Source organism: Paracoccus yibinensis (assembly GCF_030846195.1).
Taxonomy (GTDB): domain Bacteria; phylum Pseudomonadota; class Alphaproteobacteria; order Rhodobacterales; family Rhodobacteraceae; genus Paracoccus; species Paracoccus yibinensis.
This window is the reverse complement of the sequence record NZ_JAVCWH010000012.1, coordinates 1-13,198: the sequence shown is the minus strand read 5'-3', so window position 1 is coordinate 13,198 and position 13,198 is coordinate 1. Positions and strand designations below refer to the sequence as shown.

Annotated in this window: 15 protein-coding genes; 10 read left to right on the top strand and 5 right to left on the bottom strand. The window is 58.6% G+C overall.

Annotated features, from left to right (window positions below):
• Window positions 1–1,154 precede the first annotated feature (1,154 nt).
• Complete coding sequence (locus tag RAH32_RS17280) at window positions 1,155–1,331, top strand: hypothetical protein (protein ID WP_306609557.1); 177 nt, start codon at window positions 1,155–1,157, stop codon at window positions 1,329–1,331.
• Between the two features lie 152 nt (window positions 1,332–1,483).
• On the opposite strand, the gene RAH32_RS17275 is transcribed toward RAH32_RS17280, so the two are convergent.
• Together RAH32_RS17275 and RAH32_RS17270 are read right to left on the bottom strand one after the other, a co-directional pair.
• On the bottom strand, window positions 1,484–1,774 hold the full coding sequence (locus tag RAH32_RS17275) for a BrnA antitoxin family protein (protein WP_306609555.1): 291 nt from the start codon (window positions 1,772–1,774) through the stop codon (window positions 1,484–1,486).
• On the bottom strand, window positions 1,771–2,019 hold the full coding sequence (locus RAH32_RS17270) for a BrnT family toxin (protein WP_103174542.1): 249 nt from the start codon (window positions 2,017–2,019) through the stop codon (window positions 1,771–1,773). Before RAH32_RS17270 ends, RAH32_RS17275 begins: the two co-directional genes overlap by 4 nt.
• 339 nt (window positions 2,020–2,358) lie before the next feature.
• Here RAH32_RS17270 and RAH32_RS17265 point away from each other — a divergent pair, with 339 nt between their 5' ends.
• Window positions 2,359–2,541, top strand: a complete 183-nt coding sequence (locus RAH32_RS17265; protein WP_306609553.1) for a CsbD family protein — start codon at window positions 2,359–2,361, stop codon at window positions 2,539–2,541.
• 313 nt (window positions 2,542–2,854) lie between these two features.
• Window positions 2,855–3,502, top strand: coding sequence for a VPLPA-CTERM sorting domain-containing protein (locus RAH32_RS17260; RefSeq protein WP_306609551.1), 648 nt, complete (start codon window positions 2,855–2,857; stop codon window positions 3,500–3,502).
• A gap of 223 nt (window positions 3,503–3,725) precedes the next feature.
• Here the strand turns inward: RAH32_RS17260 and RAH32_RS17255 are convergent, their stop codons facing one another.
• Entirely contained in the window at window positions 3,726–3,998 is a 273-nt protein-coding gene (locus RAH32_RS17255; protein WP_306609549.1) for a hypothetical protein, read from the bottom strand.
• Window positions 3,999–4,826: 828 nt separating this feature from the next.
• Here RAH32_RS17255 and RAH32_RS17250 point away from each other — a divergent pair.
• From RAH32_RS17250 to RAH32_RS17230, 5 genes are all read left to right on the top strand, one after another.
• On the top strand, window positions 4,827–5,522 hold the full coding sequence (locus tag RAH32_RS17250; RefSeq protein WP_306609548.1) for a hypothetical protein: 696 nt from the start codon (window positions 4,827–4,829) through the stop codon (window positions 5,520–5,522).
• 507 nt (window positions 5,523–6,029) lie between these two features.
• Complete coding sequence (gene tnpA, locus RAH32_RS17245) at window positions 6,030–6,449, top strand: IS66-like element accessory protein TnpA (RefSeq protein WP_306609546.1); 420 nt, start codon at window positions 6,030–6,032, stop codon at window positions 6,447–6,449.
• Window positions 6,446–6,796, top strand: coding sequence for an IS66 family insertion sequence element accessory protein TnpB (tnpB, locus tag RAH32_RS17240; RefSeq protein WP_306609544.1), 351 nt, complete (start codon window positions 6,446–6,448; stop codon window positions 6,794–6,796). Before tnpA ends, tnpB begins: the two co-directional genes overlap by 4 nt.
• A gap of 60 nt (window positions 6,797–6,856) precedes the next feature.
• Window positions 6,857–8,470 carry an IS66 family transposase gene (tnpC, locus tag RAH32_RS17235; protein ID WP_306609542.1) on the top strand — a complete coding sequence of 538 codons (1,614 nt, stop codon included), beginning with the start codon at window positions 6,857–6,859 and terminating at the stop codon, window positions 8,468–8,470.
• Window positions 8,467–8,769 (top strand): hypothetical protein, encoded by a 303-nt coding sequence (locus RAH32_RS17230; RefSeq protein WP_306609539.1) that lies wholly within the window; start codon window positions 8,467–8,469, stop codon window positions 8,767–8,769. Before tnpC ends, RAH32_RS17230 begins: the two co-directional genes overlap by 4 nt.
• A 340-nt stretch (window positions 8,770–9,109) precedes the next feature.
• Here RAH32_RS17230 and RAH32_RS17225 read toward each other — a convergent pair whose 3' ends face one another.
• Entirely contained in the window at window positions 9,110–9,310 is a 201-nt protein-coding gene (locus RAH32_RS17225) for a hypothetical protein (RefSeq protein ID WP_306609537.1), read from the bottom strand.
• A 79-nt stretch (window positions 9,311–9,389) separates the two neighbouring features.
• A complete protein-coding gene (locus RAH32_RS21585) occupies window positions 9,390–9,524 on the bottom strand; it encodes a VPLPA-CTERM sorting domain-containing protein (protein ID WP_373429735.1) in 135 nt (44 codons plus the stop codon).
• 437 nt (window positions 9,525–9,961) lie between these two features.
• Here RAH32_RS21585 and ctrA point away from each other — a divergent pair, with 437 nt between their 5' ends.
• Window positions 9,962–10,696 carry a response regulator transcription factor CtrA gene (gene ctrA / locus RAH32_RS17220; protein ID WP_306609655.1) on the top strand — a complete coding sequence of 245 codons (735 nt, stop codon included), beginning with the start codon at window positions 9,962–9,964 and terminating at the stop codon, window positions 10,694–10,696.
• 139 nt (window positions 10,697–10,835) lie between these two features.
• Window positions 10,836–13,070, top strand: a complete 2,235-nt coding sequence (locus tag RAH32_RS17215) for a PAS domain-containing hybrid sensor histidine kinase/response regulator (RefSeq protein WP_306609536.1) — start codon at window positions 10,836–10,838, stop codon at window positions 13,068–13,070.
• Window positions 13,071–13,198 lie beyond the last annotated feature (128 nt).

Below are 13,198 nucleotides of genomic sequence, written 5' to 3'. Positions count from 1 at the left end.
CTGCGGCGCAGCAAAAAGCCCCGCCGGGGAAGGCAGGGCCTGTTGAAACACAGCACTCGAAACGGCACACTCGGCACCAAAACACCAAAGAACGTTGAAGAACGTCTGTCATTCTGAAACGTTCCTGAAATTGTTAAGCTTGTCATATACCTGTCATTTAAAAGCGGTTTTTGGCACACACTGATGTGTCGCTGTATTTCGGAGCGATCTTTACCTTAGCATGTTCCGAGAAACCCCCTCCCCGGCTCTTGGAAACCGTGCTTAGGTCGCTGTGCAGACAGTCACGGCGGCTTCCTTTTACTGACATCTAGTGAGCCCTAGCCCTGCCCCTGTAACCCCCTCGGTGCTACATGTCCGGTTCTCACCGAGGGGGTTCGCTGTCTGCCAGAGGTTGAACAAGGCTCGGCTCGGCGCAGCAAAAAACCCCGCCAGGGAAGAGGCGGGGTTTCTTGAAACTGAGCGTTTCGATGCCGCAATTCGCGTAACAAAGTCCAGTAATGCTAAACAACGCCTTTCCGCCCTAAAAGTTCCTGATGATTTAGATATTTCAGTCACTTACAACTTAAAGGAGACTTTACCCGCAGGTTCGCGTGCCGCTGCCCTTTGGAACGTTTTTTACCTGAGGTTAAACATGTTCCGAGAAAGTCTCTCCCCGGCTCCTGAGAACTGTGCTTAGGTCGCTGTGTCAGCGTGGTCTCGGGCTTGCTTCATGGGTGCGTGAAGCCCTAAGCCCCGCCCCTGTAAACCCCTCGGTGCTGCTGCGTGTCAGGCCCCCACCGAGGGGTTTCTTTGTCTGCCGGCCGGTTTCTTCCTGCTCCAGATCCGGCGCAGGCGGTGCAGTGCCTCTTTCTGCCTTCTTCATTGCTGACGATGTGTTTGACATGGCATTCGAGGAGGCAGCTTCGGTGTTGCTTGGACATAGCACGCTGACAGGACGGGGCATGAAGCATGAGTGTCAAGGACCCTCCGAACTCGTGGCCCACGAGATCATCCTGATCCGCCGCCAGACTGACCAGCCCGGAAAAGAGCGTTGATCCGCCGTCTGCACTCGGCCTTGGCGCCCGCTACAAACCGACCGCTTTTACGCATTTCATGGGACGGAACTTGGGTGCGCCAAGGTCTGTTTGGTCTTCTAACATTGGAGAAGCCTGCACATGCAAAACTCGTCACTTCCCATCAACCTGCCCGATGATGTTCGCCGTGGTTTGGACATTGCGGCAGGGGAGGCAGGTAAAACCCCCTCCGAGATTGTCATGGAAGCACTGGAACAGTTCGGGATTGAACGTCTCAGCGAGGATCAGTTTCAAAAACGCCTGACAGGTTCGCAATGAAAGTCAGGCGTCGCAGATAAAACAACTTCCGGTTGTCCATTTGGACAAGTTGTCGGACCCGTCAGCTTCCGGCATAACCAACCCATCAGCCGAGCGGCCTTTGTGTTGTGTTTACGAGTTCTCGTCGCTCGGCTGGAAAGCTCCTCCCTCGATCACAGCCCGGCGGCATCGCGCAAGGCACGGTTCATCCTGGTCTGCCAGCCAGGGCCGCTGGCCTTGAACCGGGCCACGACATCCTGGTCCAGGCGCAGGGACACGGCGACCTTCGGGTTGTCCGCTTTTGGACGCCCCCCGACGTTCTTGCGCATGATCTCGGCCAAGGCCGGAAACGTCTCGGTGAACGGCTTTGCCTGAGCGATTTGTTCATCCGTGGCTTCCGGCGCATCTGGGTCGCTGGCGATCATGCGCTGGATCTGATCTTCGGTCAGGTGCTTTCTCGTCATAGCAGGCTCCTTTCCTTCACACTGGCTGGCCGCATGGAGATCACCGAAACCCCTTCGGTTCCTAAGGTGGCGAACACCACGACGATCGTGCCATCCGCCAATCGGCCTATAGCCATATGCCGACCGTCCCTTGCGGGGACGACAATCGAGGCAAGAAAGAACCCTTCGTCCAGATCGGCAAAATCCAGACCATGCTTGGCGAGGTTCGTTTGCCGCTTCGGTTCATCCCAGACGATCATCAGCATATGTTTTCGTATATACGAAAACATGCTTGCGCGTCAAGCCGCCCAAAGCGAAGCTAGAATTTCATTCATAAGCCATAAGCGTTGCACGTTGGCTGCCGCAGGCAAATATTGCTCGCTCTCCGCTATCGCCCCAGAACGCTGATTTCTTCACCAATTGCCAGAATGGCAGAAGCAAGTCTGATGCTCTTGGGCTTGCCTGTCTGCAAGGAGCAAAGCTCCAGTGGAAGCCAAGCCACGCTATGGCGGAACGCCTTCTCGCGGTCGGATCCTCCTTCCGCAGGAACGATACGGGTCTCGGCGACGTTTTTACAGGGAATGCAATGAAAAGGAGGTTCTCTCATGGGCGAACTGACCGACAAGGCCAAGGCTGCAGGCAACAAGATTGCAGGCAGCATCAAGGATGGCGTCGGCGAGGCCACCAACGATCCTCGCCTGGAAGCCGAAGGTGAGGCTCAGAAGGCCAAGGGCACGGCCCAGGATGTGTCCGGCACCATCAAGGGCAAGCTAGGCAACGAGATCTGATCTCCACGTGTCAAAGTAAAAAAAAAGGCCCGCAATGCGCGGGCCTTTTCGTATTGAACGGCGAAATGGGCGTTTCAGGGTTACTAATAATTCGGCTGCTTTCCCGTTTCTTGCGCCGGCACCGGCACAGCGACGCGAGGCGATCAGCGCCGCTTAGGAAGAGACAATCAATGTGAAGCTGGGTCCCTCGGGCTGTCGATAAAGACAACTCATTAAAAGCAGACATATGCACCTATAAGGGTGTGTCGCATTCGAGAGATCGCGATGCAGTAACCGGTAAGGGTAGGAGTTCTACCCTCTTTATAGGTGTTTTATGCGCAAGACGCTCCGCATTATGGCGGCTGCAGCCGCTGTTTCCTTCAGCTTTGCAGCAGCTTCCCAAGCCGCAACGGTAACCTACGCCAACACGGATCCCACACCGAAGGCTCAACTGACAATCGACGATGCGGCAGCGCCCAACACGCTGCGCTTCAGCCTGTCGACTTTGCTCGGCGCTGCGGACTACTTGGGCCTTGGCTTCAATTTCGATGGCCTGCTGACCCAGGCGAGCCTGAAGCTGGTCAGTGCCACCCGTCTGGATGGAACGGCCATTACACCGGCACTCCAGCTGTTCGGAAACGGCAGCACCCAAGTGAGCAATTGTGGGCGCGGCTGCAACTTCAATGGCAGCGGAAGCGCCTCGCTGTTTGACTACATCGTCCGTATCGGCAGCAACGGTGGCAATGCCAACAACTATGTCGCTTCCGTGGTGTTCGATATCACCACGACAGCCAAGCTCGGCGATCTCAGCCAGCTTGCGTTTCGTGCCCAGTCGACGAGCAACCCGAGCGGCAGCATCAAGGCCGACCTAATCGCGGAGCAACAGCCTGCTCCGGTTCCGTTGCCCGCTTCGGCTGCTCTGCTGCTGGCTGGCATGGGGGGGCTGGCTGGCCTTCGTCGGCGCAAGAAGAAAGCGGCCTGATCGGGTTCACCTTCTGCACTTCCAAACCTTGCCACGGCAGCGTGGGTTAAATCGCGCGTCGCCGCCCCAAGTCCAGCACGCCCTGCCTATGGTAGGGCGTTTTGCTGCGTGCCAGCGTGCCCATCCAAGCTCCCTTGTTCATCTCTGAGTACCCCAAGCAGCTGCTTTCATGGCCATTCCAGAGCCAATGGTCGCAAGCCGACGAACGCAACCGCGCAAACAATCAACCCGTCAAAAGCCGCTTCCTCGCGATGTCCGTCCAGATTTGTTGAACCGTGATCTCGATCTCATGCGCCATCGCGTCATAGCAGCCATACGCCAGTTTCAGGTGGTACGGAGCGGTCACGACCATGGTGTCCAGGTGCTGCTCACCGCGAGCAAGGCAGGTGCTTACCCACCAGTAAAGGTGCACGTTGATGATGTCTTGGCCCGAAGTCTTGCCGCTCTGGCTAGAAAATCTCGAGCCGCTCAAATAGCTGACAGGCGTATTGGTCATCTGTTCTCGCCGTCTTGTTGCCGCCCGATCCACGGGACAGCTGTGAAAACTAAGCAGTTCAGAACGTCAATCTATCCGACCCGTCGCTTTCCACCGAAATAGGATGGCAGGGCCGCTATATGCATGCTGTGCAATAACGTTTCTTTTGTCTACTCTTATTCGATTGGCCCAGATCAAGCCGAGCATAGAAGACCGCAAAGCTAGACCCCACATTCATTGACTGCAGGCATTATCGAGGTAGCAGCCATTTAAATTTGCTCTTCATACATTTTCACAAGACATCAAGAAACGGTCGTTTGTGGATGTTTTCAAAGCCGGGTGTCGCTGATGGGTGCTGTTTTTTAAGAAGGGCAGGGAGGCCAGATACGAGGCCTGTGCCTCCTGTCAGCGCAGCACTCCTGTAGTCCAGAGCCGTTTGAAAGCAGCCTTCCGGGACGCAGAGCGGGCTGCTAACGACCCTCAGCATGTACTGTTGATAAGCCGGGATTACCGGCTATATATCAACAATCCTTAGAACGGCTCCCTGATCCGCAACTGTGTTGGTAATTGCGGCGTTGGCAGAGTACAGGCGGAAAAATATTGCCTATTTCTCTAAGGCGCGCCTGAACAATCCGAAGGCTGGGAGCTGAGGGGGTGGCAAGGCTGCTGAGTTCTTTGGCAAGGCCACGGCCAGCGTGCTCTCCAGAAAGCTGCTCATGGCGATCACTCGGATCCAGCCTGAAAAGGGAAGTCCTTTAACGGCATCTTAAGAGAGTGAGGGTACATATGCTTGCAGCCCGCGGATGCATTCAGCTGGCGTTCGTGCTCCTTGTAGAAAGTACCCGGTCCATGACCTCTCGTTTGTCCTTGGCCGCTGCCCTTGGCGCCGCCGTCCTTGCTGCAAGCCAGGCCGCTTCTTGTGAGCAGGGAGCGTTTGCGCCCTCCACCGCGGCTCATCTCCAGCCGCTCTCGGTACCGGCGTCCGAGATCGGCGCCTGGCTGACGGCATCCCCTTATTCCAGCGGCATCCACTTCACGTCCGAGCTGCATGGTCGCGACCTGTGGCTTGACATCACCGACTTCCCCGAGCGCGCTCCCGAAGTCGGCTCGATGCGGGCGTTGATGCAGCTGGGCCGGGTGGTGGATGCGGATTTCGATCGGCTGGTGCTCGTTGACGGACAGGAGGCGCTGTTCGTTGTCGCCGAGGCGGACCTGCGCAGCGTGGGTTGCCAGTTCGTCTGGCCTGCCAACACGGGAGCGAACCCGATCGATCTGATGCGCAGGATGATTGAGGCTCTCCGGGAGGAGAACGGCGGCCGCCCGATCGAGGGCCTCACGACGACGGGCTCGGCGGGGACGAGCGTCAACGCCGTGGCCATTGTCGAGGATCATCTCAATGTGGCTTGGGTTGAAAGCGCCCGCCCGGGTGCGACGGCACCCGACATCCCGGACCAGCGTCCGGACCACATGGTCGGGCTTGAAGCACCGCGCGTGCAGGCTTCAGCCATGCCGGCCCGCGAAAGGCTTGCCTTCAACGGCCTGTAAAGGCCGGCCGGAGTTGACGCTCCCCGCTGGAAGCGGCAACACAATCATGGCCTACTATCCGCTGCCGCGGCCCTGAGAGATAGAACCTCGAAAGGAACAGGCAAAGACAGGTCATGGGCCCATCAACGCGATCCCATTGGCTTTCACCTGACGCTCCAAACGAGCCAGAAGCTCCCGATACTCGGCATTGTGCGAACAGGGACGGATTGCCAAGAGGATCAACCTCCAATCATCCAAAGAAACGGCGGGACGAAAAGGCCACGGTTGGTTCAGAGCCGAACATAGGGCACCTGGAGATGAAAACATCATCTCTATTATAGCCTTTGGTTGTAGATAACCAATCTTTTTCAGTGGACGGCTTGGCGAGTGACCAACTCTCACTCGGCAGAGAGCCTCTGATCACCAGCCCACAAACCGCTTCAGCAGTGAGCCGTGGCCGGCTCGGAGTATGCATCCGCCGAGGGCCGTCTGACCGACCCACCCGGCTACCTGTAAGAGCATGAAGCTATGACAGACCATAGCTTCATATCCCAAGTAGAGGTTCTTTCGGTCACGGACACCGGCCGGCGGCGGCGGTGGACCGACGCCGAGAAGGTTCGGATCGTGGAGGAGAGCTACGCAGCGCCGCGGATGGCCGCGGCAACGGCACGACGCCACGAGATCTCTCGTTCGCTTCTCACACGGTGGCGTCGCTTGGCCCGTGAGGGCCTTCTGATCGGCAATGCAGACCGGGCGCATTTCGCAGCGGTTGCCGTGACGCCGGAAGTCACCGCCGAGCCAGCAGCCACCGATGCGCAGTGTCGGGCGGATGGGATGGGCCATGGCCGGGTGGAGATCATCCTGCCGAACGGACGCCGCCTCGTGACCGCCGCATCGACCGAGACGTCGACCCTTGCACGGCTCATCCAGGTGGTGGAACGGGCATGATCGCATTTCCGGCCGGCGCAAAGGTGTGGATCGCAGGCGGCGTGACGGACATGCGGAAGGGCATGAACACGCTGGCCTTGCAGGTGCAGCAAGGCCTCGGGCGTGATCCCTATGCCGGGGAGATATTTTGCTTCCGGGGACGCCGTGGCGATCTTGTGAAGCTGCTTTGGCATGATGGCGTCGGTGTGTCGCTCTATATGAAGCGCTTGGAGGCGGGCAAGTTCATCTGGCCGGTCAGCGGCTCAGGCGAGACGGTCCAGGTTTCTGCGGCCCAGATGGGCTATCTCCTGGAGGGGATCGACTGGCGTAATCCGCGTTGGACGCAGCGCCCTGCAAAGGCGGGGTAAATCTCCTTCAGAGCTCTGTTTTACATGGGCTTACCCAATCCTGCATGGTAGATCTCAGCCATGTCAGATGCCACCTCCGAACTTGAGATGCTGCGCGCTGAGCTGGCGGCCACGAGGGCCGAACTGGCCCGCTCGAATGCCGTGGTGTCGGCATCAGAGGCGTTGATTGCGGGACTGAAGTTCGAGATCGCGATGCTCAAGCGCGAGAAGTATGGCCGCAGCGCCGAACGCACCGCCCGGCTGCTCGATCAGCTTGAGCTGCAGCTCGAGGAGCTGGAAACAGCCGCGGCCGAGGATGCCATTCGCGCCGAGCAGGCCGCAGAGAAGGCGACGAAGGTCCGTGCTTTCGACCGGCGCAAGCCCGTCCGCAAGGCGTTCCCCGAGCATCTGCCGCGCGAACGGGTGGTGGTCGAGGCGCCGACGGCCTGCGCCTGCTGCGGGTCGGACAGGATCAAGAAGATGGGAGAGGATATCACCGAGACGCTGGAGGTGGTGCCGCGGCAGTGGAAGGTGATCCAGACCGTCCGCGAGAAGTTCACCTGCCGGAATTGCGAGAAGATCTCGCAGCCGCCCGCTCCATTCCACCCGGTTCCGCGGGGATGGGCGGGGCCAAGCCTCCTGGCCATGATCCTGTTCGAGAAGTTCGGACAGCACCAACCGCTGAACCGCCAAGCCGAACGCTATGCCCGCGAGGGCGTGGAACTCAGCCTCTCCACGCTCGCCGACCAGGTGGGCGCGGTGACCGAGTTGCTGGAGCCGCTGCATGCACTGATCGAAGCCCATGTCATGGCCGCAGAGCGGTTACATGGCGATGATACGACGGTCCCGCTGCTGGCCCGGGGCGGCACGAAGACAGCCCGGCTCTGGACCTATGTCCGTGATGATCGACCTTTTGGCGGCACCGCCCCGCCGGCAGTGGCCTTCCGCTTCTCCCGCGACCGCAGCGGTGAACATCCGACCGGGCATCTCGCCGGCTGGCAGGGCATCCTGCAAGCTGACGCCTATGCCGGATACAACCAGCTTTACGATCCGAAGCGATTGCTAGGGCCTGTTGCATCGGCCCTGTGTTGGTCACACGCCCGCCGCAAGTTCTTCGAGCTGGCTGACGTGGAAGGGAATATCCGCAAGGGCAAGGACGCCAAGGAGATCTCGCCTATCGCATTCGATGCCGTCCGGCGTATCGACGCCCTGTTCGACATCGAGCGCGAGATCAACGGGGCTGATCCGGCGGATCGACTGGAGGCCCGGCAGCGCCTATCGGCCCCGTTGGTCGAGGATCTGGAGCGTTGGCTGCGCGGCGAACGCGCACTCCTGTCCAAGCACGCCAAGGTAGCCAAGGCGATCGACTACCTGCTGGCGCCGAACCATTGGCCGGGCTTCACCCGGTTCCTCGACGACGGCCGCGTCTGCATGACCAACAATGCGGCAGAAAGATCGCTCCGCGGCGTGGCCCTCGGCAGAAAGTCCTGGCTCTTCGCAGGGTCCGAGCGCGGCGGGCATCGCGCCGCCTTCATGTATTCCCTGATCGGCACCGCAAAGCTGAATGACATCGACCCTCAGGCTTGGCTTGCCGACGTCATCGCCCGCATCTCCGACATGCCGGTCTCGCGCCTGCATGAGTTGCTGCCGTGGGAATGGTCCCAACCTGTCCGGCTATCAACGGAAGCTGCATGATGGCGCGGGTCACGCAGGTCTACAGCATCGATGAGGTCGCGAGGCGGATCGGGGAAAGCCTCGAGCTGATCGAAATTGTCAGTTGGAACGACGACAACATCGACTACGGCGAGATGATCCGTGTCTACGATGGCACCGACGAAAGCCTCGTCACCTTCACCGAACGAGGCATCGAGTCCCTTCAGGAGCTTCTGGCGGACTTGCGCAGCTGGGAAGGCGGCATCCGCCAGTTCCTCATCGACGAACAGTGTGACCCAAACGTCATCGAAACCATCATGGCACACGAGAAAAACGCCTGATCCAAGACGGCCCTCGGCGCATGCTTACGCTCGGACATTGAGCGACACGCTTTGTCCATCATCATGGTCCAGGACGATATCGAAGGTCTCGTTGGAGGCAGGGGTAATGAACTTCAGATGCCAGGGCGGGCTTTCAAACGGGAGGACTTTGACACCACATCGGTCAGAACCACGCGCCACATCCTAGCTATACCTTCCATGGGGCACTCTGCAGGCCAGGTCCCTTTCACCACGGACTGTAGAGTGTCAGAGACCACAAGGGGTAAGCCCATAAGCCGAGGGTAGATCAACCATACACGCTCAGGCATTGGTGGGATCAGTTGACCTGTCGCGTGAGTACTCAGGCGGCCGCCAATTGCTGATCGATATCTTGGTGCAGGTCCTCGAGTTCCGCCATGCTAAGGGCGATGCGGTGCGAGATATCCTGGGCCTCCTCCTCGGTCAGCGAAAACCGGTCGGCATGAGCACGACAGAGCAAGAGCGTCGTATGGGCCGAGGCAAGATAGTCCCGAAGCATTGTCGCCGTCATCGTCCTTCGCATGACTCGCAGTCACTCCTTCAGTGGAATAGGCTGACATTCGCCTATAACTATAACTAAAGTGTGAAGAAGGGAACTATTTTCAACTTAAGGCTGTGAGAGAACCGCCCAGCACACCCATGCCGCCGAGCAGCAGCAGCGCCGAAGCGGGCAGGGGGACGGGGGGCTGGGGTTTCCTCGAGGGTGAACGACGCGCCGGTGGTGGTTTCCGTCCCAAAGCCGAGCTTCAGCGCGTCTTTCAGCATATAGCTCAGCCTGTAGCCGTCCGAGAAATCCACGATGCCCGATCTGGACGTCTAGGCGAGCACTCCGCCCGATATCGAACCGAGCAGCGTGATGAACCCGGTATAGCCGGTCGCACTCGTCGAGGCTGGCGAGGGAGAAAAGAAGTTCAGTGTGGCATTCACGCTATACTTGCCGATGCCCGTGGCCCAGCGGCTGGTAGTCAGCACTCGCCAGTCAAAAGATCAGACAGGTTTGCTGTGTCCCCCACGAGGTTAATCAAAGCCGAATACCCGTGAACCTCAGCGAACTGCAGTATCCGGCAGAATTAACAGAATGTTTTGCAGAAACCGCAACTCGGGGCTGTATTTGTGCATTCATAATCTACAGGTTGTTATTCATGGCTCTGACAAGTCGGAAGAGGACCAGGCAATGCGTATTTTATTGATCGAAGACGATCCCAGAACCGCACGCGCCATTGAGCTGATGCTGAGTGCCGCCAGTCACAATGTCTTTCGAACCGATATGGGCGAGGAGGGGATCGACCTTGCCAAGCTCTATGACTACGACCTGATCCTTCTCGATCTGGACCTCCCCGACATGCACGGGATGGAGGTGCTGCGCCACCTGCGCTTGGCGCGTGTCGATACACCGATCCTGATCCTGACCGGTTCTGATGACACCGAAAGCAAGCTGCGCGGCTTTGGCTTCGGTGCCGACGATTACATGACCAAGCCCTTCAACCGTGAAGAATTGCAGGCCCGCATCCAGGCGATCATCCGCCGGTCCAAGGGTCACAGCCAGGCCTTGATCCAGATCGGAGACATTGCCGTCAATCTGGACGCGCAGTCTGTCGAGGTCAAAGGCAAGCCGATCCACCTGACCGGCAAGGAATACCAGATTCTGGAACTGCTCAGCCTGCGGAAGGGTATGACGCTGAGCAAGGAGATGTTCCTCAACCACCTCTACGGCGGCATGGACGAGCCGGAACTCAAGATCATCGACGTCTTCATCTGCAAGCTGCGAAAGAAGCTGTCCGAGGCGCTTGGAGGCAAAAACGTGATCGAGACAGTCTGGGGCAGGGGTTACGTCCTGCGCGAGCCCAGTCCTGCCGATAGCATGTCCAGGCTGCCTCTCCGAGGCAAGACGGGAAGCCGACGAGGATGAGCCGGTATAAACTTTTGCAGCGCGCTCGAAATGCATCTGGCAGTTGAAGTAGCGCAACTTTAAGAGAAGAGTAATTTCTGCTGAATGGGTAACCCATTTGGAGAGCCCCCTGAAAATCGAAGCAGATGAGCGCCCAAAAATGGATCAGTATGACGAGCTACGCCTCTTGCGGGGAGCATGCGCGGCTAGTCAGACGGGTGCTTGGTACTATCGTATTGGCGAGGACGTCGTTGAATGGACCCAGCTTCTTTATGACCTGTTCGCTGTGTCTCAAGGAGCAGAGCTGACACTGGAGTTTGCCCTTTCTTTCTATCTTGGCGAGAGCAGGCAAAGGGTTGTGGAGGCCGTCAAGAGCTGCCTGAGCGAAGGCAAGCCATGGAAGCTCGACGTGCAGTGCCAGTCGACAGAGGGGCGTATCTTATGGGCCCGGACCATCGGAGAGGCTATTCAGGAGAACGGCCGCATCGTTGCCCTGCAAGGCGCGTTTCAGGACATCTCGCGAGAACATGCGGCGGTTGAAGAAAGGCTGTGTGCACAAGCAGAACTGTCCTTTGTTTTTCGTACGATGCCTGACGGCTTTTTTCTGCTCGACAGGGACTGGCGTTTCACCTTTGTGAACGCGGCCGCCGAGCAAATGCTCCGCCGCGATCCAACAGAACTTGTTGGCGAGAACATCTGGGATGAATTTCCCGAAGCATGCGGCACAATCTTTGAAGACACTTACAGAGCCGTTCGGGAAACGGGAATTTCCCGAACCTTCCAAGCCTACTTCGCGCCTCTGGAAGCATGGTTCGAGGTGAGTGCACACCCTGCGCAAACCGGTGTCGCGGTCCACTTCCGCAACGTGACGCGTGAAGTGGGCGAACAGCGGGATCTGCGACTGTTTCGAGCTGCCATTGACGCCATGACATCCGGTGCAATCATACTCGAACAGCGACCGGGTGACATGAACTCCTGGCCCGTCGTGTACGCAAACGCATCTGCTTGCCGACTTTGGAACTCGGAGGAGAGAGTTCTAAGGGGAATGACCCTCCACGACTTGTTTGCTCAAGCAGTATGCTCTCCTGATCTGGGGCAGATCGGGGAAGATCTTGTCAACTCCGGGCTGTGCAACTTTGAGGCGCAGCGCCCTTCTTCAGGACGCCAGATGATCCTCGACTGCGTGGCAGTGCCTCTGCCAGGGCATGGCACCGAATATGGCCATGCCGTCATCCTCATGGATGATGTCACGGAGCAAAGGCGGGTGCAGGACGAGCGTCACCGCAGTGAGCGGCTGGCACTCGTGGGACAGATGGCAGGAGGCGTAAGCCACGACTTCAACAACCTTCTCGCCGTTATCCTCGGCAACGTGGAGCTTCTGGAGCTTACGACTGATCCCAGCGAGGCCAGGATCCTGATCTCGGAGGCGCGGGACGCGGTCATGCGGGGAAAATCCCTGAACGACAGCCTGCTTGCCTTCGCGGGAAAGTCGAAACTGACACCCCAGACTGCAGACTTGGGGATGTTCTTGCAGTCGGTGGCACCCTTTGTCCGCCGTGCCATTCCGTCCCGCATCAAGCTTGAATTGGCTGTGGATGAAAACCTGCCGCCAGTTTTGATAGACACTGCCATGGCAGAAAGCTGCCTTCTGAATGTGGCCATCAACGCACGTGAGGCCATCGAGGGGACGGGCACGATCCGCCTCACGCTGGATGCGGTCGAATGTCCGCATCCCAGCAGAGAGGAACCCCAAACCTGGGTCCGGTTATCGGTGCAGGATACAGGCTGCGGCATCCCGCAACAGATGCAGGAGCAGGTCTTCGAGCCGTTCTTCACGACCCGTTCTGTGGGTCAGGGCTCGGGCCTGGGCCTTTCGCGTGTCCGTGGCTACCTCGAGCAGATCGGCGGTTTCGTGACACTTGCAAGCGCCGTGGAACAAGGCACCACAGTCGCCATGTATTTCCCTGTCGCGCCCGTTGATACCCGGATCGCAGAACCCATGGATCAGCCTGTCGTGGTCTCCCCCAGAAAAAGACTCAAGGCTCTCGTTGTTGATGACACGCTGGCTGTGGCGCGCGTTGTCGCACGGATGCTGAATACTTTGGGCTGCGATACTTTGATCGCGTCCAACGGCAAGGAGGCTCGCGAGATCATTGACCGCGAGACCGGCTTAGACCTGTTGATCAGCGACGTGGTCATGCCCGGGGAGTCCGGACTTGATCTTGCTCGAGCAATCTCCCGCACATACCCGAACATTCGCGCTGCGCTGATGTCCGGCTATACCCAGGACGAGATCCGGACAGACGAGGGCTCGGAAGCAATTACCTTTCTGGCCAAACCGGTCAGTCGGGTGCAACTGCAGACATTTCTGGAATCAACTCGGAAATCTGGGTGATCTGAATGCGGAAAACTGGAACACTTGAAACGTGCGTATTCCACCGTATCCGACCGCTTATTCCAGCAACATCCGACCAGCTGTTCCACGATCATCCGACCGGTCGGCGGTAGCGGTCTGAGGCAAAG

What these genes read in the sequence shown, in the direction of transcription:
- RAH32_RS17280 (WP_306609557.1), top strand. Translation starts at nt 1,155, where the DNA reads ATGCAAAACTCGTCACTTCCCATCAACCTGCCCGATGATGTTCGCCGT.
- RAH32_RS17275 (WP_306609555.1), bottom strand. Translation starts at nt 1,774, where the DNA reads ATGACGAGAAAGCACCTGACCGAAGATCAGATCCAGCGCATGATCGCC.
- RAH32_RS17270 (WP_103174542.1), bottom strand. Translation starts at nt 2,019, where the DNA reads ATGCTGATGATCGTCTGGGATGAACCGAAGCGGCAAACGAACCTCGCC.
- RAH32_RS17265 (WP_306609553.1), top strand. Translation starts at nt 2,359, where the DNA reads ATGGGCGAACTGACCGACAAGGCCAAGGCTGCAGGCAACAAGATTGCA.
- RAH32_RS17260 (WP_306609551.1), top strand. Translation starts at nt 2,855, where the DNA reads ATGCGCAAGACGCTCCGCATTATGGCGGCTGCAGCCGCTGTTTCCTTC.
- RAH32_RS17255 (WP_306609549.1), bottom strand. Translation starts at nt 3,998, where the DNA reads ATGACCAATACGCCTGTCAGCTATTTGAGCGGCTCGAGATTTTCTAGC.
- RAH32_RS17250 (WP_306609548.1), top strand. Translation starts at nt 4,827, where the DNA reads ATGACCTCTCGTTTGTCCTTGGCCGCTGCCCTTGGCGCCGCCGTCCTT.
- tnpA (WP_306609546.1), top strand. Translation starts at nt 6,030, where the DNA reads ATGACAGACCATAGCTTCATATCCCAAGTAGAGGTTCTTTCGGTCACG.
- tnpB (WP_306609544.1), top strand. Translation starts at nt 6,446, where the DNA reads ATGATCGCATTTCCGGCCGGCGCAAAGGTGTGGATCGCAGGCGGCGTG.
- tnpC (WP_306609542.1), top strand. Translation starts at nt 6,857, where the DNA reads ATGTCAGATGCCACCTCCGAACTTGAGATGCTGCGCGCTGAGCTGGCG.
- RAH32_RS17230 (WP_306609539.1), top strand. Translation starts at nt 8,467, where the DNA reads ATGATGGCGCGGGTCACGCAGGTCTACAGCATCGATGAGGTCGCGAGG.
- RAH32_RS17225 (WP_306609537.1), bottom strand. Translation starts at nt 9,310, where the DNA reads ATGCGAAGGACGATGACGGCGACAATGCTTCGGGACTATCTTGCCTCG.
- ctrA (WP_306609655.1), top strand. Translation starts at nt 9,962, where the DNA reads ATGCGTATTTTATTGATCGAAGACGATCCCAGAACCGCACGCGCCATT.
- RAH32_RS17215 (WP_306609536.1), top strand. Translation starts at nt 10,836, where the DNA reads ATGGATCAGTATGACGAGCTACGCCTCTTGCGGGGAGCATGCGCGGCT.